The organism is Kitasatospora sp. NPDC127035 (assembly GCF_042726075.1).
Taxonomy (GTDB): Bacteria; Actinomycetota; Actinomycetes; order Streptomycetales; family Streptomycetaceae; genus Kitasatospora.
In genome coordinates this window covers 49,218-68,744 of record NZ_JBHXDN010000057.1, presented here as the reverse complement: position 1 = coordinate 68,744, position 19,527 = coordinate 49,218, and the positions used below count along the sequence as shown (strand labels likewise).

17 protein-coding genes and 1 pseudogene are annotated in these 19,527 nt (G+C 70.8%); 11 read left to right on the top strand and 7 right to left on the bottom strand.

Features of this window, described 5'->3' with window-relative positions:
* The first annotated feature begins 974 nt into the window (after window positions 1-974).
* Entirely contained in the window at window positions 975-1,280 is a 306-nt protein-coding gene (locus ACFWIC_RS30555) for a hypothetical protein (protein ID WP_380520503.1), read from the top strand.
* Between the two features lie 589 nt (window positions 1,281-1,869).
* Here ACFWIC_RS30555 and adhP read toward each other — a convergent pair.
* On the bottom strand, window positions 1,870-2,883 hold the full coding sequence (adhP, locus tag ACFWIC_RS30550) for an alcohol dehydrogenase AdhP (RefSeq protein WP_329948567.1): 1,014 nt from the start codon (window positions 2,881-2,883) through the stop codon (window positions 1,870-1,872).
* Between the two features lie 418 nt (window positions 2,884-3,301).
* Here adhP and ACFWIC_RS30545 point away from each other — a divergent pair, with 418 nt between their 5' ends.
* From ACFWIC_RS30545 to ACFWIC_RS30535, 3 genes are all read left to right on the top strand, one after another.
* Window positions 3,302-4,045, top strand: a complete 744-nt coding sequence (locus ACFWIC_RS30545; protein ID WP_380355096.1) for a MarC family protein — start codon at window positions 3,302-3,304, stop codon at window positions 4,043-4,045.
* Window positions 4,046-4,500: 455 nt separating this feature from the next.
* Window positions 4,501-5,961 (top strand): basic amino acid/polyamine antiporter, encoded by a 1,461-nt coding sequence (locus ACFWIC_RS30540; protein ID WP_380520502.1) that lies wholly within the window; start codon window positions 4,501-4,503, stop codon window positions 5,959-5,961.
* Between the two features lie 65 nt (window positions 5,962-6,026).
* Window positions 6,027-7,292: an arginine deiminase gene (locus ACFWIC_RS30535; protein ID WP_380355101.1), complete on the top strand. Its 1,266-nt coding sequence runs from the start codon at window positions 6,027-6,029 to the stop codon at window positions 7,290-7,292.
* Between the two features lie 203 nt (window positions 7,293-7,495).
* Here the strand turns inward: ACFWIC_RS30535 and ACFWIC_RS30530 are convergent, their stop codons facing one another.
* Complete coding sequence (locus tag ACFWIC_RS30530) at window positions 7,496-7,873, bottom strand: hypothetical protein (RefSeq protein WP_380520501.1); 378 nt, start codon at window positions 7,871-7,873, stop codon at window positions 7,496-7,498.
* Window positions 7,874-8,435: 562 nt separating this feature from the next.
* Between ACFWIC_RS30530 and ACFWIC_RS30525 the strand changes: the two genes are divergently transcribed.
* Both ACFWIC_RS30525 and ACFWIC_RS30520 read left to right on the top strand, forming a co-directional pair.
* Window positions 8,436-8,774 (top strand): hypothetical protein, encoded by a 339-nt coding sequence (locus ACFWIC_RS30525; protein WP_380355104.1) that lies wholly within the window; start codon window positions 8,436-8,438, stop codon window positions 8,772-8,774.
* Window positions 8,775-8,898: 124 nt separating this feature from the next.
* Window positions 8,899-9,207, top strand: a pseudogene (locus tag ACFWIC_RS30520) (transposase); the annotation flags it as partial.
* 15 nt (window positions 9,208-9,222) lie between these two features.
* Here the strand turns inward: ACFWIC_RS30520 and ACFWIC_RS30515 are convergent.
* Complete coding sequence (locus ACFWIC_RS30515) at window positions 9,223-9,801, bottom strand: GNAT family N-acetyltransferase (RefSeq protein ID WP_380520506.1); 579 nt, start codon at window positions 9,799-9,801, stop codon at window positions 9,223-9,225.
* Window positions 9,802-9,951: 150 nt separating this feature from the next.
* Here ACFWIC_RS30515 and ACFWIC_RS30510 point away from each other — a divergent pair, with 150 nt between their 5' ends.
* The 3 genes from ACFWIC_RS30510 (at window position 9,952) to ACFWIC_RS30500 (ending at window position 12,236) form a co-directional block, all read left to right on the top strand.
* Complete coding sequence (locus ACFWIC_RS30510) at window positions 9,952-10,473, top strand: hypothetical protein (protein WP_380355107.1); 522 nt, start codon at window positions 9,952-9,954, stop codon at window positions 10,471-10,473.
* Between the two features lie 218 nt (window positions 10,474-10,691).
* Window positions 10,692-11,225, top strand: coding sequence for a DinB family protein (locus tag ACFWIC_RS30505; RefSeq protein WP_380355109.1), 534 nt, complete (start codon window positions 10,692-10,694; stop codon window positions 11,223-11,225).
* A 642-nt stretch (window positions 11,226-11,867) separates the two neighbouring features.
* Entirely contained in the window at window positions 11,868-12,236 is a 369-nt protein-coding gene (locus ACFWIC_RS30500) for a hypothetical protein (RefSeq protein WP_329947493.1), read from the top strand.
* 160 nt (window positions 12,237-12,396) lie between these two features.
* Here the strand turns inward: ACFWIC_RS30500 and ACFWIC_RS30495 are convergent, their stop codons facing one another.
* From ACFWIC_RS30495 to ACFWIC_RS30480, 4 genes are all read right to left on the bottom strand, one after another.
* Window positions 12,397-13,668 (bottom strand): MFS transporter, encoded by a 1,272-nt coding sequence (locus tag ACFWIC_RS30495; RefSeq protein WP_380520500.1) that lies wholly within the window; start codon window positions 13,666-13,668, stop codon window positions 12,397-12,399.
* 257 nt (window positions 13,669-13,925) lie between these two features.
* Entirely contained in the window at window positions 13,926-14,309 is a 384-nt protein-coding gene (locus ACFWIC_RS30490) for a VOC family protein (protein ID WP_329947491.1), read from the bottom strand.
* Window positions 14,310-14,471: 162 nt separating this feature from the next.
* Window positions 14,472-15,491, bottom strand: coding sequence for a helix-turn-helix transcriptional regulator (locus tag ACFWIC_RS30485; RefSeq protein WP_380355113.1), 1,020 nt, complete (start codon window positions 15,489-15,491; stop codon window positions 14,472-14,474).
* A 114-nt stretch (window positions 15,492-15,605) separates the two neighbouring features.
* Entirely contained in the window at window positions 15,606-16,424 is an 819-nt protein-coding gene (locus tag ACFWIC_RS30480; RefSeq protein ID WP_380520499.1) for an SDR family NAD(P)-dependent oxidoreductase, read from the bottom strand.
* 215 nt (window positions 16,425-16,639) lie between these two features.
* On the opposite strand from ACFWIC_RS30480, the gene ACFWIC_RS30475 reads away from it, so the two are divergent.
* On the top strand, window positions 16,640-17,131 hold the full coding sequence (locus ACFWIC_RS30475) for a hypothetical protein (RefSeq protein WP_380520498.1): 492 nt from the start codon (window positions 16,640-16,642) through the stop codon (window positions 17,129-17,131).
* A 263-nt stretch (window positions 17,132-17,394) separates the two neighbouring features.
* Window positions 17,395-19,242: a hypothetical protein gene (locus ACFWIC_RS30470; RefSeq protein WP_355405690.1), complete on the top strand. Its 1,848-nt coding sequence runs from the start codon at window positions 17,395-17,397 to the stop codon at window positions 19,240-19,242.
* Window positions 19,243-19,527: the final 285 nt, after the last annotated feature.

Genomic DNA, 19,527 nt, shown 5'->3' with positions numbered 1-19,527 from the left:
TGCACCGCCGCTACGAACGCAAGGCCGACCACTTCGCCGCCTTCGCCAGCATCGCCGCAGCCCTCATCTGCACCCGACGGCTATCCAAATGAGATATCTTCTAAGTCACTGCCGAATTCCGCTCTACAAGGTCAAGGGCGCGCGCCCTGCGCGCGCCGCTGCCCCGGCCAGGGACCCGCATCGAGCAAGGCCGGGGGGCCACTCGGCCACACTGCGGTCAGACCCAAAGAGCCCTGACCGAGTCGCAGCAGCTTACGGCCCCCCGATCATGCTCGATCCCAGACCGGACAGGACACCGGCCAAAACCGCTCCACCACCGGCGGACGTACCTGACGGCCCATCGTGGTGTAGACCACTGACAATAATGCTGACAGCAACAAGCCCGGACAGCAGCGCCCTTCCATGCACCTCCGCGCACGGGTAGATTCCCGCTCACCTGCGAATGCGCAGGCCGAGAAGGGCCGCCTGCCACACTTACTCTGTGCTGACAGGGACCACGCCGATCCTCGTTTACAACTGTGATCTGCCGCAGGGGTTCAATACAAAGGAAGACTACAACTAATTCATCGGAGCCATGAGCGAAGGCCTTGCCGACGCCTCTTATCGGGCGTGGCAGTACAATTCCGAGGAAGTCCAGTAACCGGCGTGGGATACACATCGGGCCGCCCGTTCGGCAGTCACAGTGACTACGACATCGACCTAATCGGGTCGGAACTCTTCGAGGAGGCGCGCAGATCGGGTGTCACGGTGCACGAGTTCGCGGGTGGAACAAGGTCCGCCGAGCTATCCCTCGCACAGCTTGAAAGCCTTGGGATTCTTGGGATGAAGAAGAGGCTTGACCTCATTGCGGGCCGCCCAGTCAATTTCGTGATATTTCCGAATATGGAAAGCGCAATTGCTCGAGGCACCGACACCATTCCCGCCCTACCATGTCACTGCGGTTGAGTTCCTGGCATCGGAAAGAAGGAGGATCCATGACGGGACATGCACTGTTTGGGATCTGTGGAAATTTGCCAAGTGAAGCTGCGATTGCTATTGGTCGACAGCTCGAATGCGTCTTCGAACAGCGAGAAAGTCACTATACCGGCGACTACTGGACGGCGAAGATTGGATCGACAATGGTGAAGATTATCACCCAGCCGGATTCTTACGGCGATCCAGTTGAGAGCGAATTTCCATCCTACCGGACACTCGTCTACGCGGACGGCGATCAGTCGAATATTCAGATTGAAGGTGTCATAGTGGGCGGCTGCAGCGTGGAGCGACTCCGGACGACTTGACCCGTAAAGCCGGCAAGACTTGATGGAAAGGCGTCGCCGAAGGCGACAATACGGCCTCAGGCAGATGTGATGCCCCGCCGATTCTAGTGGCTACAGCCGACCGTCGGCTAAGCACTGGACGACCTCCAGGGGCCGCACAACGCACGGTCAGCCACCCAAGACCGCAAGCATTTTATGCAAGGCGCTCGGCCGATAATTCCCGGGCCGAGCGCCTTGCATGTGGCATTGGCAGCGGCCCGACCCTATGGGACTTCAAAACAAAGCCTAACCATTGCGGACCTCCACGCGTACTATGTGCGCACTGGCACGACCCCGCTGCCGATACATAATTGCCCCGCGCCGGCGGTAGTTTCTTCGACGGCCTTTTCAAATCTAAAGCACTCAGCTGGCCGACAAGCAACAATTACCGAGCGTGTTCCCATAGAGCTGAGAGACCTTAAGGGCATTGAGTTTCCGGACCTGGGTGACGCCGGGTAGATTGCAGCTACACGCTGCACCAATAGTCAGCGCCTTTTGGACCTCAATCAGTACTCAGATCGTCGCACTCGGCAGACCTACCCTCAAGCATCCCCCTCCGCCGCATCCCGGGTCAGGTCAGGTCGAAGACCAGGCGGGCGGAGACCTTGCCGCCGAGGACTTCGTCGAAGCAGGCGTTGACGTCCTCCAGCCGGCGGGTCTCGCGGATCACGCGGGTGCGGCCGAGGGCGTGGAGGCGGAACACCTCGGCGAGGTCCTCGCGGGTGCCGACGATGGAGCCGATCACCTTGGTGCCGTTCAGGACCGTGTCGAAGACGGGGAGTTCGAGCTTGCCCTCCGCCGGGAGCGCGACGAGCACGAGGGTGCCGCCGCGGCGCAGCGCCCCGTAGGCGGCCTGGAACGAGGCGTTGCTGACGGCGAGGGCGACGGCAGCGTGGGCGCCGCCCAGCTTCTGGACCTCGGCGGCGACGTCCTGGGTGCGGGCGTCGAGGACGTGGTCGGCGCCCAGCTCGCGGGCGAGGGCGAGCTTGTCGTCGGTGACGTCGACGGCGATCGTCTCGGCGCCGCTGATCCGCGCGTACTGGAGGGCGAGGTGGCCGAGGCCGCCGATGCCGGAGACGAGGACGCGCGTGCCCGGCCGGGCGCCGGACACCTTGAGGGCCTTGTAGGTGGTGACGCCGGCGCAGGAGAGCGGGGCGGCGTCCAGCGGGTCGATGCCGTCGGGGACGGGGACGACGTAGTCGCCGTGCGCGAGGGCGTACTCGGCGTAGGCGCCGTCGACGGAGTAGCCGCTGTTGTGCTGCTGGAGGCAGAGGGTCTCCCAGCCGGAGACGCACTGGTCGCAGCGCCCGCAGGCATCCGCGAGCCACGCGATGGCGACCCGTTCGCCGACTCCGACGTGCCGGACCTCCGCGCCGGCCGCCTCGACGATGCCGACGCCCTCGTGGCCCGGCACGAACGGCGGGGTGGGCTTGACCGGCCAGTCGCCGTGCGCGGCGTGGATGTCGGTGTGGCAGAGCCCCGACGCCTCCAGTCTGACCCGGACCTGGTGCGGCCCGGGCTCGGGCACCGGGCGGTCCTCGATCACTAGCGGCTGGGTGAAGTCGTGGACGACGGCGGCCTTCATCTCTGTGCTCCTGCCCTCGCGGTTGCGTTCGGCCGACGGCCCGGAACCAGGTTCCGGCCCCTCGGCTCCATCCCACCCCCGGGTCCGCGCAGGCGGCAGGGCCGGAAGGGCGGACGCGCCGGGCCGATGGTCCCGCCGGTACCGGGCCCTGCGGGCCGTTTCGCCCCAGTCTCGCCCGGATCAGCTCCCCCGGCACTTCACGGAGGCCGCCCGGCGGCGCCCGGCCGCCCCGCTCCGCCGGACGGGTCCGCCGGTCCGGTCCGGTCGGGGCGGGACCGGGGGGGCGGGTAGTCCGTTCGGCTCAGAACCGCTGGCCCGCCCCGGGAGGCGGCCCAAGGCTGGCGGTACCGGCTGCGACGCGGCGGAGGCACGGACATGCCGCGGTCCCGCGCGCACCCCCGCCCCCGTTGGGAGTCCGATGCCCTCGCTGCACCTCGACGACGCGTTGCTGCTGTTCCTCGCCCTCTTCGCGCTCTACAGCCCGATCGCCGCACTCTCCTCCTACCTGCCGATCGTCGAGGGCTACACGTCCGACGAGCAGCGGAAGCTGGCGTGGGGTCTGTTCACCAACGTCTCGGTGCTGATGCTCGCGGCGCTCTGGATCGGCGAGCCGCTGCTGGAGCTGCTGGGCATCAGTACGGCGGCGCTGTCCGCGACGGGCGGCATCGCACTGCTGCTGGCGGCGGTGCCGATGATGACCGGCCGGACCGCGCCGCCGCCGAAGGCGGTGGCCGAGGCCGCCGTCGAGCCCCCGGCCGGACCGGGCGGCACCGGACCGGGCGCCGAGCCCGGACCGCGTGCCGAGACCGGCTCCGGGCCGGGCCCCGGGAGGGCGGGTGCCGGGCCGCCGGCACCGTGGCGCTCGATCGTCTTCACCCCGCTGACCTTCCCCCTCACCTTCGGCGGGACGACCTTCGGCTTCTTCGTCGCCTACCGCGCCGAGGCACCCGGCTGGTGGGCGGCGGTGGGGCTGACCGTCGCGGGGTTCGGGTACGCGGCGGTCACCGGGCTGACGCTGTACGCGGCCGGGCACGTGACCCGGCGGGTGTCCGACTCGACCGGCGCCGTTCTGGAGAAGGTCGCGGGGATCCTGCTGGTCGCGATCGCCATGATGCTGCTCGCGAGCGGCGGCACCCGGCTGGTCCTCGACGTACTGAACTGAGGCCCCGCCCGCCCCTCCGACCGCTCCCCTCCGACCGCTCCTCTCCGCGCTCCCCTGCGTCGACCGTTCGGACGAGGCGGCGGACGGCGCCTCCGTCGCCCGCCGGTCGGCCGGTGCGGGGACCGCGGACCCTGGCTGACCAGTGCCGAACGGCGTCCGCCATCCGGCCGCGGGCCTCCTCGGAAGCCTCGGGACGCGGCGTCCGCCGCTCGCCGCAAGCGGACGTATATGAACAAATGATCCGGTAACCGTCTCGCCAGAGGCCGGTCCCCGACCCGCCTGACCGGACCGGACCAGGGCCGAACCGGGCCCGACCCGCCGGACCGCGACCGGAACCGAACCGGGCCGACCCGCCGGACCGCGACCGGAACCGAACCGGGCCGACCCGCCGGACCGCGACCGGAACCGAACCGGCCCGCCGGCAGGGCAGCCGGGCCGTACGAAACGGAGGTGGCATGCGGAAGGACGACGGCGGCCCCCCGGAGGGCGCCGACCTCGCCGCCCGGCCGGGATCGACCGCGAAGGTGACGCTCCCGACCCTGACCGCCATGGTCGTCGGTTCGATGGTCGGTGCGGGCGTCTTCTCGCTCCCCAGCCGCTTCGCGCAGGAGACCGGCGTCGCCGGAGCGCTGATCGCGTGGGCGATCGCGGGCACGGGCATGCTGATGCTCGCCCTCGTCTTCCAGACCCTCGCCGTCCGCAAGCCCGACCTCGACGCCGGCGTCTACGCCTACGCCAAGGCCGGATTCGGCGAGTACCTCGGCTTCTTCTCCGCGTTCGGCTACTGGGCCAGCGCGTGCGTGGGCAACGTGACGTACTGGGTGCTGATCATGTCGACGATCGGCGCGATCGCCCCCGCGCTCGGCGACGGTGACACCCTCCTGGCCGCGGTCTGCTCCTCGGCCGGGCTCTGGCTGTTCTTCCTCCTGATCAGACGGGGTGTGAAGGAGGCGGCGACGATCAACCGGGTCGTCACGGTCGCCAAGCTGGTCCCGATCCTGGTCTTCATCCTGCTGGCCCTGTTCTCCCTGGACACGGACGTCTTCGCCGAGAACTTCCGCGGCGCCGACTACGCGGGCTCCCTGTTCCAGCAGGTGCGGGGCACCATGCTCGCCACGGTCTTCGTCTTCCTGGGGGTGGAGGGCGCCAGCGTCTACTCCCGCCACGCCAAGCGGCGCGAGGACGTCGGACGGGCCACCGTGCTGGGCTTCCTGAGCGTCTTCTCGATCTTCGCCTCCGTCACCATCGTCTCCTACGGCCTGTTGCCCATGGCCGAGATCGCCGAGCTGCGCCAGCCATCGATGGCCGGCGTCCTGGAGGCCGCGGTCGGCACCTGGGGCAAGGTCATGGTCAGCGTGGGCCTCATCGTCTCGGTGCTGGGCGCGTACCTGGCCTGGACCCTGATGGCCGCCGAGGTCCTGCTCGTCGCGGCCAAGGACAAGGACATGCCGCGGTTCCTGCGCCGCACCAACGCCTCCGACGTCCCCGTGCCCGCCCTGCTGATGACCACCGTGCTGTCGCAGGTCGTCCTCTTCGTGACCCTGCTCTCCGACGACGCGTTCAACTTCGCCCTCGACCTGACCAGCGCGCTCAGCCTCATCCCGTACCTGCTCGCCGCCGCGTACGCCGCCAAGATCGCCCACCGCTCGGCCCCGGGCACCCGCTCGCGCGGGCGGGAGCTCACGGTCGGCGTGCTGGCCACCGTGTACACCGCGTTCCTGCTCTACGCGGCCGGGCTCAAGTTCGTCCTGGTCTCCTTCATCGTCTACGCGCCCGCCACCGTCCTGTTCGTGATGGCCCGCCGGGAGCAGGGGCGGCGGCTCTTCTCCCCGCGCGAACTCGTCATCCTCGCCGTCTCGATCGCGGGTGCCGTCGCCGGGATCACCGCCCTGGCCGCCGGGTGGATCACCATCTGAACCCTTCCGCGCCCGCGCGCGTCCGCTGTCTGCCCCTCGCCCGTCCCGTCACCGAAAGGCCCACCGTGACCGTGAACGACACCGCCTCCAGCCCGGCCCACGGCTACGGCGTCCACTCCGAGGTCGGCCGCCTGCGCAAGGTCCTGGTCTGCCGGCCCGGCCTGGCCCACCGCCGCCTCACCCCGACCAACTCCGACGACCTGCTCTTCGACGACGTCATGTGGGTCGAGAACGCCCAGCGCGACCACGCCGACTTCGTCAACAAGCTGACCCAGCGCGGCGTCGACGTCGTCGAACTGCACGACCTGCTCGCCCAGACCCTGATCGTGCCGGGCGCCCGGGACTGGCTGCTCGACCGGAAGATCACCCCCAACGAGGTCGGACTCGGGCTGGTCGACGGCACCCGCGGCTACCTGGAGACCCTGGCCCCGAAGGAACTGGCCGAGTTCCTGATCGGCGGACTGGCCACCGGCGACCTCCCGGACGACTACCGCTCCGGGTACATCGGTCTGGCCCGCGAGTCGACCGGCACCCGCGAGTACCTCATGCCGCCGCTCCCCAACACCCTCTACACCCGCGACACCACGTGCTGGCTCTACGGCGGGCTCACCCTCAACCCCCTCTACTGGCCCGCCCGGCACGACGAGACCCTGCTCATGAAGGCGGTCTACCGGTACCACCCGGAGTTCACCGGCTCCACCGTCTGGTGGGGCGACCCCGAACGGGAGTGGGGCCAGGCGACCTTCGAGGGCGGCGACATCATGCCGGTCGGGAACGGCGTGGTCCTGATGGGCATGTCCGAACGGACCTCCCGCCAGGCCATCACCCAGGTCGCCAGTGCGCTCTTCGCCCAGGGCGCGGCGGAGCGGGTCATCGTCGCCGGCATGCCGAGACTCCGCGCCGCCATGCACCTCGACACGGTCTTCACGTTCGCCGACCGCGACATCGTCACGCTCTACCCGACCATCATGAACGCCGTCCACGCCTTCACGCTGCGCCCCGGGGACAACGCCGTCGGCATCGACATCACCGACGAGGGCTCCCGGAGCTTCACCGACGTCGTCGGCGAGGCCCTCGGCGTCCGGCTGCGCGTCATCGAGACGGGCGGCGACGTGTACGCCTCCGAGCGCCAGCAGTGGGACAGCGGCAACAACGCCGTCGCCCTCGAACCCGGCGTGGTCTTCACCTACGACCGCAACACCCTCACCAACACGCTGCTGCGCAAGGCCGGTGTCGAGGTCATCACCATCGTCGGCGCCGAACTCGGCCGGGGCCGCGGCGGCGGCCACTGCATGACCTGCCCCGTCATCCGCGAACCGGTCGACTACTAGGTGTACCGACAAGGCTTCTGTGCCGGGTCACACGCCCGGTGCGACGCCCTCGCCACCGAGGGCAACGCACACGAACACACCCGCAGGCCGTGTCCCCGGCCTCACGGAACGGAGCACCTGTTCCTCTCGGCCGATGCGGCCCCCGTAGGCCGCCCGTGCACGTGAGCTCGCGCCGACTCACCCAGCTTCGTGAAGACGTGCGATCACGGGTACACCCTGACGGAGTACGTCGACGTGAGGTTCACCCAGAGGCCCCCCGCACAGTTGTTGACGGGGATGGACCAGGCAATGCCTCCCCCGGCGTTCCACCCGGTGTAGCCCGTGACCCCCGCGCCGCCTGTCTGGCAGTTCTTCACGGTGTACTCCCCAACGAGGTTGTACACGTTGTAGGTGCCGTATTCGTAGAACCTGTACACCAGTGGGTGATTGCCGCTGCCGTCCGCGATGTCGCCCTGGTAGATGCAGACGTACCCGCCGGTGCAGCTCTCCGTGGCTGATGCGGTGGGCGCGGTCGCCACCGACACACCGACCAGCAGGGGGACCGCGGCAGTCAGCGTGGCGATCTTCTTACGGATGTTCATCAGACGACCTCTCCGTTGGTGACGTGCTGTGGCACGCTATCCACCGGCACAGCGCTCGGGAAGAGGAAAAAAGGCCAATTGGACAACGAACTCACTTGACTGGAGGGCCAGTTGAACCAACCCGGCCGACTGGTCTGCGTGGGGCGGGTGGATCCCACCAGGCCGCTGCCGAGGAGCCCGTACTGAACTGCCTTACCACGTGCTCGAATGGCTGCCGCAGTCGTTCGGGGTACCGGCCGCACTCGCCGATCGGCAGATACGGTCCGATGAACTCCCCTTCGGTGTCGATCAGGCGATTCGGTGTCCCGCGAGACGGCCTACCGGATCGCACCCCGACACGCGGCTAGGACCTGTCTCGTGGATCAAGGGAGAACGACGACGGCCCGACCGCGGATGCCCGGGGTGCTTCACAGCTGCCCGTACGGGTGGAACCGGATGGCATCGGCAGAATCGATTCGTCACTGCTCCAACCGGGGCAACCAGGTTGGGCGCGGGTTGGGAGGGGATGGAGAGCGGGCACATTCGGGCCGAACAGTTCCCTGCTCAGAAGGATCACCTCCTCATGCGTCTTCACCGGACCCTCGGCACGCCCATCGGCGCGCTACTCGTAGCCGTGGCCGTGGCCGTGACCATGTCGTCCTCGGCCCACGCCACCACCGGCGACTTCTTCTACAAGACCAGCACGGGTGAAAAAGCCGGCATCAGCGACCAGACGAGCGGCGTGTGCATCAACCTGCCGGCCACCACCGAAGAAGCCCCGGGCAACTCGCCCCAGAACTACACCGTCTCCACCGCCACCGTGTTCCTCGAAACCGACTGCAACGGTGACACCTACACCGCCATGGACCCCGGCAAGGAGCTCGGGGAGGACACCAAGATCCGTTCTGTCGTCTTCTCCTGACCGGGCAACGGCACGTGCTCGTCGGTGCCCGTCTCCAGCAGGCGGGCACCGACGGCTACCGGTTCCCGGTGCCCATTGATCTCCGGCGCCGTTGTCACTGCGTGAAACGACACGAATGGCCGGCCGACCCGGCGTGGGAGAAGATCGAAGCTCTGCCTCCTCCCGGGCCATCCGCACCCACCTACGAAATCGCGGCATCAGGGCACTCATCCCCGAACCGTCCGACCAGGTCGCCAACCGCAAGCGCCGCGGGCGCGCGGGCGGCCGCTCGCCCGCGTTCGACCCCGAGGGCTACAAGAACCGCAACACCGTCGAACGGGGCATCGCCCGGCTGAAGCAATGGCGGGGAGTAGCGATGCGCACGGACAAACTCGCTGTCCACTTCGAAGCCGCCGTCACCGTCGCTTCTATCGCCATGTGGGCAAGAACATGATCCACGAGACAGGTCCTAAGGCTTGCGGATCGGCGGCCGGCGGATGGCGGGTGCGCCATGGGCCCAGGTGTGCCAGGAGTAGGTCCGGCCGTTCCCCTGCACGCGCTCCGGCTCGTCGCCGGTGGGACGGAAGTCCAGGGCCCGGGCGACGGCGATGCTGGGGGCGTTGTCGCTCTCGATCTCCAGCAGCAGCCGGGGAAGTTGAAGGACCTGGTGGGCGTAGTCGGTCAGGAGCCGCATGGCTCGCAGGGCCAGACCCCGTCCGCGGTGGGCGCTGCCGACGGCGTAGCCCATGGTGCCCCGGGAGAGGTTGAGATGCACTGCCCCCAGGGGCTGGTGGCCGTCGGCCGTGATCGCGAGATGAAGGCGTTGCCCTTCGGCCCGGCTCCGGTCGATCGTTTCCAGGTACTCGCGCGCCGCGTCCAGGTCGAAGGGCGAGCGGAGCGTGGTGCGGGCGGCGACGTCGGGCTCGTCGAACAGCTCGACCATGGCCGGCAGGTCCGCGTGCGCCCACTCCCGCAGGACGAGGTCGTTTCCGGTCAGCAGCACGGGCGAGGCGGGCAGCGGCATGAAGATCTCCAGGAGACTGAGCACCAAGTGCCGTCGGTCCGGCGCTCGGTGGGGTGCACGGGGTCGGTGAGGTCACACGGGCAGAGGGCCCCGGTAGCGGTCCGGGACCTCTGCGGACGAGCCTGCCCCGATGCGCGGCCCGCCGTCCACCGCCCAGTCCGCCAGAATGACCGCATGACGGAGAACGAAGCGGATCTACGGGCCCTGCTGCGCGAACTCGACGACCCGGACTGGCTGGAGTGGCCGCAGCACTACGACCGAGCCGCGCTGGCGGCCCGGCTGGGCGAGCTGGTGACCCGGCTCGACGGTGACTTCGCGACCCGGTGCGAGGCCGGGACCACCCAGGACTCCAGCGAGTTCGGCCGGGTCGTCGTGCCGGGCGGGGCGACGGTGTGCGGGACCCGGATCGTCGTCTGCCTCAGCAACTTCGGCTCCCTGGCCGTGATCTGCGCCGAGAACCCGGGGGCCTTCCTCGGGACGGAGGACGCCCGGGCCGAAGGAGAGCTGGACGACGCCGATCTCGCCACGACGACCCGGGCCCTGGTCGACCTCGGCTACGTGGTGGTTCCCGAGGAGTTGATGGAGAGCGACTACGACGGCCCCAGTCGGCTGCCCTGTCACGTTCAGCGGGGCAGCTGGTCACACCGGTTCTTCGGCACCTACTTCGGCCCGTCCCTCCACGCCCACCCGCGATGACGCCCACCCCCGACGACGCCCACCCGCGACGACGCCCGCAGCGGGATCCTCCACGGTTGGCCCCCACTGCTTGAAGGCGCTCTTCGTCCAAGGTGGTTGGGCGTCATATGCGCTCCCTCCATGGCGACATCACATCCGGCGATTCGGTCGGGGCGCCCCGACGGGCGGCAGCCGCCCTTCCCCCGCGAGACCCTCCTCCGGGCGCCTACACTGCCCGCATGTCGAACCAGAACCCGGTGGCCGGCTCCCTGGAGCGCCGTTGGCCGTCGACGGTGGCCGATGACGAACTCCGCCTGCAGTGGGAGTTCCTGTCCTTCCTCCGCACCACGGTCGTCAACAAGGTCGCGGGCCTGGACGCAACCCTCGCCGCCGCCACCCCGCTCCCGACGTCGCCGTTCATGAGCCTGGGCGGCATCGTCAGGCACCTCACCGCGGTGGAGCGCTTCTGGCTGTCGATCGTCGGCGGCGGATCGGACCTGCCCTCGCTGTGGGTGAAGGAGGACGTCCACGCGGAATGGCGGCTGGACGGTCGCGACACCCCGTCCGGTCTGGTCGCCGCCTACCGGGAGGAGTGGCTCCGGTCCGAACGGGCGCTGGCCCACAGGACCGCGGACGACCGCGCGGCCCGGAGCGTCGACGGAAAGGACTACACCGTGCGGTGGCTGCTCGGTCACGTGATCCAGGAGACGGCCCGTCACGTCGGCCACATGGACGTGCTCCGGGAGTTGGCCGACGGCGCCCGCGGGGAGTGACCGGCCGGCCGGGCCGGCCCCGGCGCCCTCGGCAAGCATCCACCGTCCACCCTCCGGAATGAGAGCTTCCGGCTCCCCGGATGTGTCTGCATTCTTGATCATGACGTGGAACGGGGGTGTCGCAACGGGATTTCCACCTTCGTCACGAAGCATGGGCGTCGGACGGGGGAATTGACATGAGTGCATCACGAAGTGCCGTGACACTTCGCAGCAACGGGCACAACTCCGGTTCCGCCGTTGAGTGATCCTGGATCCGCCTCGTTCTCGGACTGACCGCCGCGGCGCGCCCGCGCACAGGCCGCGGACGGCCCGGCAGGCTCACGACCCGAACCCGGCCGGTCCGGCGGCGACCCTTCGGACGGCGAACCCCGCACGGTCCGCACCGATCAGGGACTCCGGGAATTCATCTGCGGGACTCCGCCCACCTGTCGCCCGATCGGCCCGGCCCGACAATTCGGCCCCATCAGGTCAACGGCTCTACAGATTGCAAGCTTGACGCTCAGTCACCTGAGCATCGACACTCCGATTGATTCCAGCGCCCGGGGATTCCGTGGGGTTCGAATGGAGAGCACATCACCGATGCGCCGATCAAGCCCCCCCCTGCTTTGCACACCCATCGATCAACTGACAAGGGGATTTCCCATGACCATCCGCACGAAGGTCGCCGCCGGCGTGATGTCGATAGCCGCACTCGGCCTCGGCGCCGTCTCCGCATCTCCCGCAGCCGCGTCGAGTGGATACTGCGCCAGCTACGACGCCTGCCTGTACTACAGCCCCAACTTCCAGGGCGCCTTCTTCGGCGACGGTTCCGGCACCAGCCAGGGCTACGAGACCTACCAGGACGACTCCGCCTACACCTTCGGGGGCGGTGGCGCCGGAAACGGCCAGTACGTCAGGAACAACGCGGCCTCGGTCATCAACAACAACACCACCTACAGCCTGACGATCACTACAGCCCGGGCGGCTACGGCATCAGCCAGTACTTCGAGCGCGGCACCCGCGGAAACCTGATCCCGGAGCTGCGGAACAACAACGCCTCGCAGTACCAGGATGCGGAGGTCCGGGCGAACCTGCAGCACCTGCAACTGGTCAGGAAGTCCATCGACACCGCGCTCAGGAATGCCGAGGCGGTCACCGGCGGCGGCGCGTCGCAGTCCCCGTGACACGGTGATCAGCCGGACGGGCGTGGGCGGATCGCGGAGCGCAGGAGGAGGGTGGTGGTCACACTGCTCACCCCGGTCAGGGCGATGGCGAGGCCGACCGGGAGGAACTCCGCGAAGACGCCGAAGACCAGGGGCCCGACCCCCTGGATGGTCATGGTGGTGGTGTTGAGCAGGGCGAAACTCTGTCCCTGGAGGTGGGACGGGACCGCCTCCAGGAAGCGCCGCTGAAGGCCGAGCAGGTAGGCGGACCCCACGCCGGTGATCACGTACGCGGCGGCGACCGCCGGATACGGCAGGTCCAGCACGAGCGTGACCGGGGGCGCGCCCATCACCAGCAGCAGGGGCAGGACGAGTCGTTCCCGGGTGGCGGGCGCGAACGCCCGCCCGACGACGACGTCGCCGATGAGCATGCCGACGGACGTGGCGGCCAGGAGGGTGCCGGTCTCCGTCGGGCCGAACGCGCGCTGCGCGGCGTACGGGATGAGCAGGCTCCCCGCCGCGGCCAGGTACGCGGCGGGCAGGCACTGGACCATGATCAGCTTGAGGACCCCGGGCGCGGCGACGAGCGCGGCGTTGCCCTGCAGGGTCCTCCGCACGATCGACCCGCCGGCCACCAACGATCCGCCCACCGCCGCCGACCCGGCCGCTGCCGACCCGCCCGCCGTGGACTCGCCCGTGCGGACCGCCTTCGGTCCCGACAGGTACAGGCGGCTGATCACCGACGCGATCAGGTGCGCCCCTGCGGTGACCAGCATCGTCCGCTCCACACCCAGCCACACGACCAGCGCCCCGCCGGCGGCCATGCCCACCATCTGCGCCGAGACCGCGACGAGGTAGGACAGCGAACGCCCCAGCACGTAGGTGTCGCCGGTGAGGATCTCCGCCAGGACCCGGCCCGCGGCCCCGGTGGTGACGGGTGTCAGGCAGGCCACGGCCGCGACGAGCGCCAGGGCCGCCGCGACCGGGAGGTGGCCGGACGCGAGCACCAGCCCGACCGCGCACTGGAGTGCGTAACCCGTGCTGATGAGGGTCCGCGGCGAGAACCGGTCCGCCATCGCGGCGAGGAACAGGCCGCCCACGGCCTGGGGGAGGAAACCGATCGTCATCGTCATCGCCGTCAGCAACGGCGATGCGGTCCGGTCGAACACCAGCACCGCCAGTGCGACGGACCGCAGGGTGTCCGACATGACGCCGAGCAGCCGACCGGCGAAGACGGCACGGAACCGGGTGACCGCGAAGACCTGGCCGTAGGTGGCCTTCGTCGTGAACTCATCGATCACGAGCAGGATGCTCCCGCCCGTGCGTGCGCATCCGGGCGAGCGGCTCCTCGCCGGTGTCCTGGCAGGCCGGGACCGGAATCAGCGCCACGTCGCCCTCCCCTTGCTCGTCGAATGGGGCAAGGATCAGTCAGAAACGTGACGCCTGCAACTGAGATATTCCTGCGGGGCCGGTGTGGGCACGGCGCCGGAGCGGATCTTCACGACCCCTCCGAACCAAGGCATCTGACGAGGCGACGGTTAGCGGCGGCGGGACGGCCTCAGGGTTCGCGGTGGACGATCCGGCGGACCAGGTCCGGCACCCACTCCACGTACTCGACCTCGGCGCCGTCCGCGTGCCGGGCGTAGAGGAAGCGACCGGTCGGGGAGGCGGTCTCCGGCGTGGTGACGACGGCCCCGGCGGCGGTCAGCGTGTCGCTGAGCTCGTCGAGGTCGGAGACCACGACCGTCGCCGAGGCGTGCGCGTACTTGGCCCGTTCGGCGGGCGGTCCGGCGATGACCAGGAAGTCGCCGATGGCGGCCAGTTCGATCTCGTGGAAGCGGAAGAGCAGGTCGGGTTCGGCGCCGGTCAGGGTGCGCAGGAGGGGGAGGGCCTGGTCGAGGCCGTCGGACCAGAGGCGGGCGTAGGTCTTGAGGATGGTCATCGGTGATCCCTGGTAGCTGTCGGTTACCGGATCACCGTATGCGGGTGAACTCCCCCGCAGAAGAGCGCACTTTGGGGTGCGTGGGGTGCCGTTCGGAGACCGCGTGACCGGTCCGGGCCGGGCCGGGCCGGGCCGGACCGGACCGGTCACGCGGTCCCTGGCCTACGCCGCCGGGCCGGTGCCGCCGTCGGGCCGAGCCAGGCCCGGGGCACGGTCGGCGGAGCGGGGGGCGGCGCGGTCGGCGAACGGGGCCCCGCCACGGGCCCGCTCCGGGTTCGGGGAGCGGTCGCGGTCCTGCACCGTCTCCCGGTCGGCGTTCCAGGCGATCAGCATCCGCAGGGCGTCGTCCGACGGGCTGCCGCGCTCGGCCGTGTACGTGACCAGGGCCTGGTCCGGGTCGTCCGCCGAGCGCAGCGTCTCGTAGACCAGTTCCATCCGCCCGACCAGCGGGTGCCGGAACCCCTTCCTGCCGGACGTCTTGTCGCGGACCGGGTGCTCGGCCCACCACTGGCGGAACTCCGGGCTGCGCATGGACAGTTCGCCGATCAGCTCGGCGAGCCTGGGGTCGTCCGGCCGGCGCCCGGCCTCCAGGTGCAGGAAGGCGGCGTTCTCCCGCGCGCAGCCGACCCAGTCCTCGTACAGCTCGCGCGAGGCCGGATCGAGGTAGGTGATGCGGGCGATGTTCCGCTCGGCCGGGTCGAGTGCGCCGTAGTCGCCGAACAGGGCCACGGCGGCCCGGTTCCAGGCCAGGATGTCCATGCGCCGGCCCATCACCACGGCCGGCACGTCGATCATGGCGTCGAGCAGCCGGGCGAGCGTCGGCCGGACCCGCTGCGGCGCCGCGGCGGCCCGGGCCGCCGACGCCCTGGCCGCCGACGCCCGGCCGCTGCCGCCACCCGGCGCGGTGCGGGCGAGCCGGTGCAGGTGCCGGGCCTCCTCCGGGTCGAGCCGCAGCGCGCGGGCGACGGCGTCGAGCACGGCGTCCGAGGGGTTGCCCACCCGCCCCTGTTCGAGCCGGGTGTAGTAGTCGACGCTCACGCCGGCGAGCTGGGCGAGTTCCTCGCGGCGCAGCCCCGACACCCGGCGGCGACCGCCGTAGTCCGGCAGGTCGACGTCCTCGGGCCGGAGCCGGGAGCGTCGGGTCCGCAGGAACTCGTTGAGGCTGATCGCTGTGCTGCTCATAGGACGATTCTCTCTGCTCGGGGCTCCCTCAGCCTGGTCCTGCCGGAACCAGGCTGAGGGAGGGGTCGGGCCTCCCCGGCGCGCACGCGGCCCGGGCCGCCCCCGGCAGCGGCGTCACCAACTGCCGGCGACCGCCACCACGCCGCCGTCCACCACGAAGTCCTGCCCGGTGATGTAGGAGGAACGGGACGAGAGCAGGAAGGCCACCGTCTCCGCGATGTCCTCGGCCTCGCCCAGCCGGCCCAGCGGCACCTGCGCCAGCACGGCGTCCTTCGCGGACTGTTCGGTGATGACCGCGTCGAACATCTCGGTGACGATGTAGCCCGGGCTCACCGAGTTGACCCGGATGCCGCGCCCGGCGAACTCGCTGCCCAGGGTGCGGGCCAGGTTGTGGACGGCCGCCTTGGTCGCCGCGTACACCGGGGCGTTGGGCAGGCCGCGGTGGAGCGTCCAGGAGGCGTTCAGGACGACGGACCCGCCGCCGGCGGCCTCCAGCAGCGGCAGCGCGTGCTGGACGGTGAAGAAGACGCCCTTGAAGTTGACGTCGACGGTGTGGTCGAAGGACTTCTCGGTCACGTCGGTCGGCAGCTCGAAGATGCCGACGCCGGCGTTGGCGAAGACGCCGTCCAGCCGCCCGTGGCGCTCCCCCACGAGGTCGGCCAGGCGGGCCAGGTCAGCCGGCTTCGCGGAGTCGGCGCGTACGGCGAACACCCTTTCCCCTGCCGCCAGTTCGGCTTCGGCCCGGCGCAGCCTGGCCTCGTCACGGCCGGTGATCACCACCTCGGCGCCGGAGGCGAGGAGGTGGCGGGCGGTGGCGAGGCCCATGCCGCTGGTCCCGCCGGTGATCAGCACGGTCCTGCCGGCGAATTCGCCGGCCGATCCGGGGGTGCGGTGGTCGTTGCGGTTGGTCTTGGATCCGTCGTTCTCGGTCATGGCTCCACCTTCGCGGCCACCCGCCTGCCCCAACCAGGCCCGATCCGACCCCGGGTCCGGCAGGACCACCCTCGCCGCCCGGACACGGGGTGACGCGGGACGGGTGACGTCGGACCCGGGTACGACACCGGGGTTGGCCCCCCGGTGCCACGACGGCGGGAGCCCGGGGACGGGAGGGTGAGGACATCAGCCGCACGAGGGCGAGGAGCCCACCGATGTCCCCGATCCGCCGTACCGTCCGCCCCGCCCTCAGCAACTCCCTCCACACTGCTCTCCGCCCCGCCCTCAGCAGTTCCCTCCGCACTGCGGCCGGCGCCTTCCTGGCGCTGCCGGTGGGCCTGGCGGCGGTCGCCCTGACCCTGACCGGTCGGCCCGGGCGGGCCGCCCACTGGCAGGGCCGGCTCTCCGGCGACCGGGGGTGGACCGGCGGCCGGGTGCTGGGCCGCGCCGCGCTCGGGCTCCCGCTGGACGTGGCGGCCTTCGCGCTGATCGGGTACGCGCTGTTCAACTCGGTCCGGAACTTCGGCTACCCGGTCTGGTACCTGGGCAGCGACTACCACCAGGCCTGGGGCGGCCCCACCATGGCGGGCGTCTGGGCGGTGCACGCGGGCGGGTGGCTGCTCTGCCTGGCCGTGCTGCTGCACTGGCCCGTGCGGTGGCTGGCGCGGGGTCAGCGGGCCGTCGGCCGCCGGATCGCGGGCGAATGAACGACGGGTGACGGGCCGGGCGTCCGCCCGTGATCCGTCGGCCGCCGCTCCGGGGCACTCCGCCCTGCCCCTTCGGGAGCGGCTCCGACCGCCGGTCCCGCCCGCCGCACCTTCCGGATCCGCACGATCCACATATGCAGGTGAACGACATATATAGTCATCCTGCGTACGTGGGCCGCACAGGCCCGCGCTACGGTTCGACGCACCCGCCGTACCCCGGGGAGCGGGATACGGCCAGGTCGGCCTGGGAGGAGCAGAGTTCGATGGGGCAGGTCACCACACCCACCGCGAGGACCGCGGGAGCGGAAGGGACGGCGGACGCCGCCGAGACGCCGCGGGAGACCCGGGACGGGTCCCCCGCCGCCGTACCGCCGACCGGACTCGCGGACCGGGTGATACGGCGGTTGGCGGTGCTCCGCCTCCGCCGCTGGTTCTGGCCCGCCGCGCTGGCCGCCGGGTACCTCGTCCAGGTCCTCTTCCGGCTCGTCCTCGTCCGGCACCTCGACTACCCGTCGGTCCACCCGGACGAGGAGTCGTACCTGATCCTGGCACGCGTCCTCGCGGGCCGCCCCACCACCGAGATGCCGGTCGGCGTGGTCATCCCCGGCGGCTACGCGCTGCTGATCTCCCCCGCCCTGCGGATCGCCGACGACCCGGTGACGGCGTACCACCTGGTCCTCGGGATCAACGCCCTGGTCAGCGCGCTGGTCCTCCCGCTCGCCTACGCCGCCCTGCGGCGCCTCGGCCTGCAGCGCGGCGCCGCGTACGCCTTCGGCGCCGCCACCGCGCTGCTGCCGCCGGTGGTCTTCTACTCGCAGTTCGCGCTCACGGACGCCGTCCTGCCCGCGCTGATCCTCGCCTGGCTGCTCTGCCTGCACGGCTGGCTCACCGACGGGCCGGCGCGCGGCCGTACCCGGTACGCCGCCGGGGCGGGTGCCGCCGCCGCCTACGCGATGGCCACGCACGACCGCGGTGGCGTGGTCGTCGCCCTGACGGCCGCCGTGTTCGCCGGCGTCCTGCTGTTCCGCCAGGCTCCGTGGCGCACGGCCGTCGCCGGCCTCGGGGCCCTGGGGGCCGGCGCGCTCGGCACCGAGTTGCTGGCCCGCTGGCTGCACGCGCAGTTCACCGTCGAGGACAGCGACGTCGGCGGCTTCCTGTGGAAGGGCCTCACCGACCCGGAGGCCACCCAGCGGACCCTCACCAGGACAGCCGGCCAGATCTGGTACTTCACCGTCTCCACCTGGGGAATCGGCGGACTGGCCGTCGTCGCCTGCCTGTTCGCCGTGTTCAGCCGCCGCACGCCGCTCCCGCACCGCATCACCGGCGGCGTCCTGGTGGCGCTCCTCGTCGGCACCGCCCTGGCCTCCGCCGCGGCCCTTCCGGACGACGGGCGCATCGACAACTGGGTCTACGCCCGCTACACCTCCTACCTCGTGCCGGCGGCCTTCGTGACGGGCGTCGCGGTCGTCGCCCGCTGCGGCCGGCGCGCACTCGGCAGGTCCGCGGCGGCGACGACCGGGCTGATCGCGCTCCTCGCCGTCCTGGTGATCGGCTCGGCCGGCTCGAAGCTGCGGACCCAGGGCTTCGTGCTCTGGACGCTGCCGGACGTGTCGTTCCTCACCGCGGACTGGGGCCGGCTCTCCATGGTCCGGGCCAGCACGGCCGCACTCGTCATCTTCTGCGCCGTCCTCCTGATCCGGACCGCCGGGGGCCGCAGGGCCTTCTGGGCGGTCGGCGTCTCCCTGGTCCTGTTCGCCGGGTTCGCCACCGCGACGATCACCGAACGCGTCTCCCAGCCGCACTCGGCCTGGCGCAAGCCCCTGGCCACCGGCTTCACCCACAGCGCGGGGCTGAAGCCCGACGACAGCGTCGTCTTCGTCTGGGACCTCGAATGGACCCTGCGCACCACCCAGACCTTCGAGGTCTACCGGGGCCGCGTCTGGTACCTCGACCCCCGCTGGCAGCCGCTCCCCCCGGCGGCCACCGCGGTCGTCACCCCCCTGCCCGGCCAGGGGCAGGAGCCCGAGGCCTACTGGCCCGCGCACCCCGCCGGCTGGTACGTCGACCGGACCGACACCCAGCAGAACTGGGCGCTTTGGCGCAAGCGTTGAGGCAGCGCCGCGGACGCTTCGAGGGCAGTCCCGGGGGTGCCGCACGCGCAGTCCCGAGACCGCTCCGAGGGCAGCCGGAGCCCCCTGCCGGGGGCATCGGGGGCCGCGGACACGGCGGAGGCCGTCAGCGGTCGTCGGGCTGCGGACCCTAAGGGTCTCCCGCACGCCCCGCCTCCGGGGCGGGTCGTCCGCGGGGACGGTTTGCGCGCGGACGGACGGCCCGCAGGAACCCCCGGTCCCTGCGGGCCGTCCACGTGTTCGGGGGCGGGGGACGAGGGCTACGGA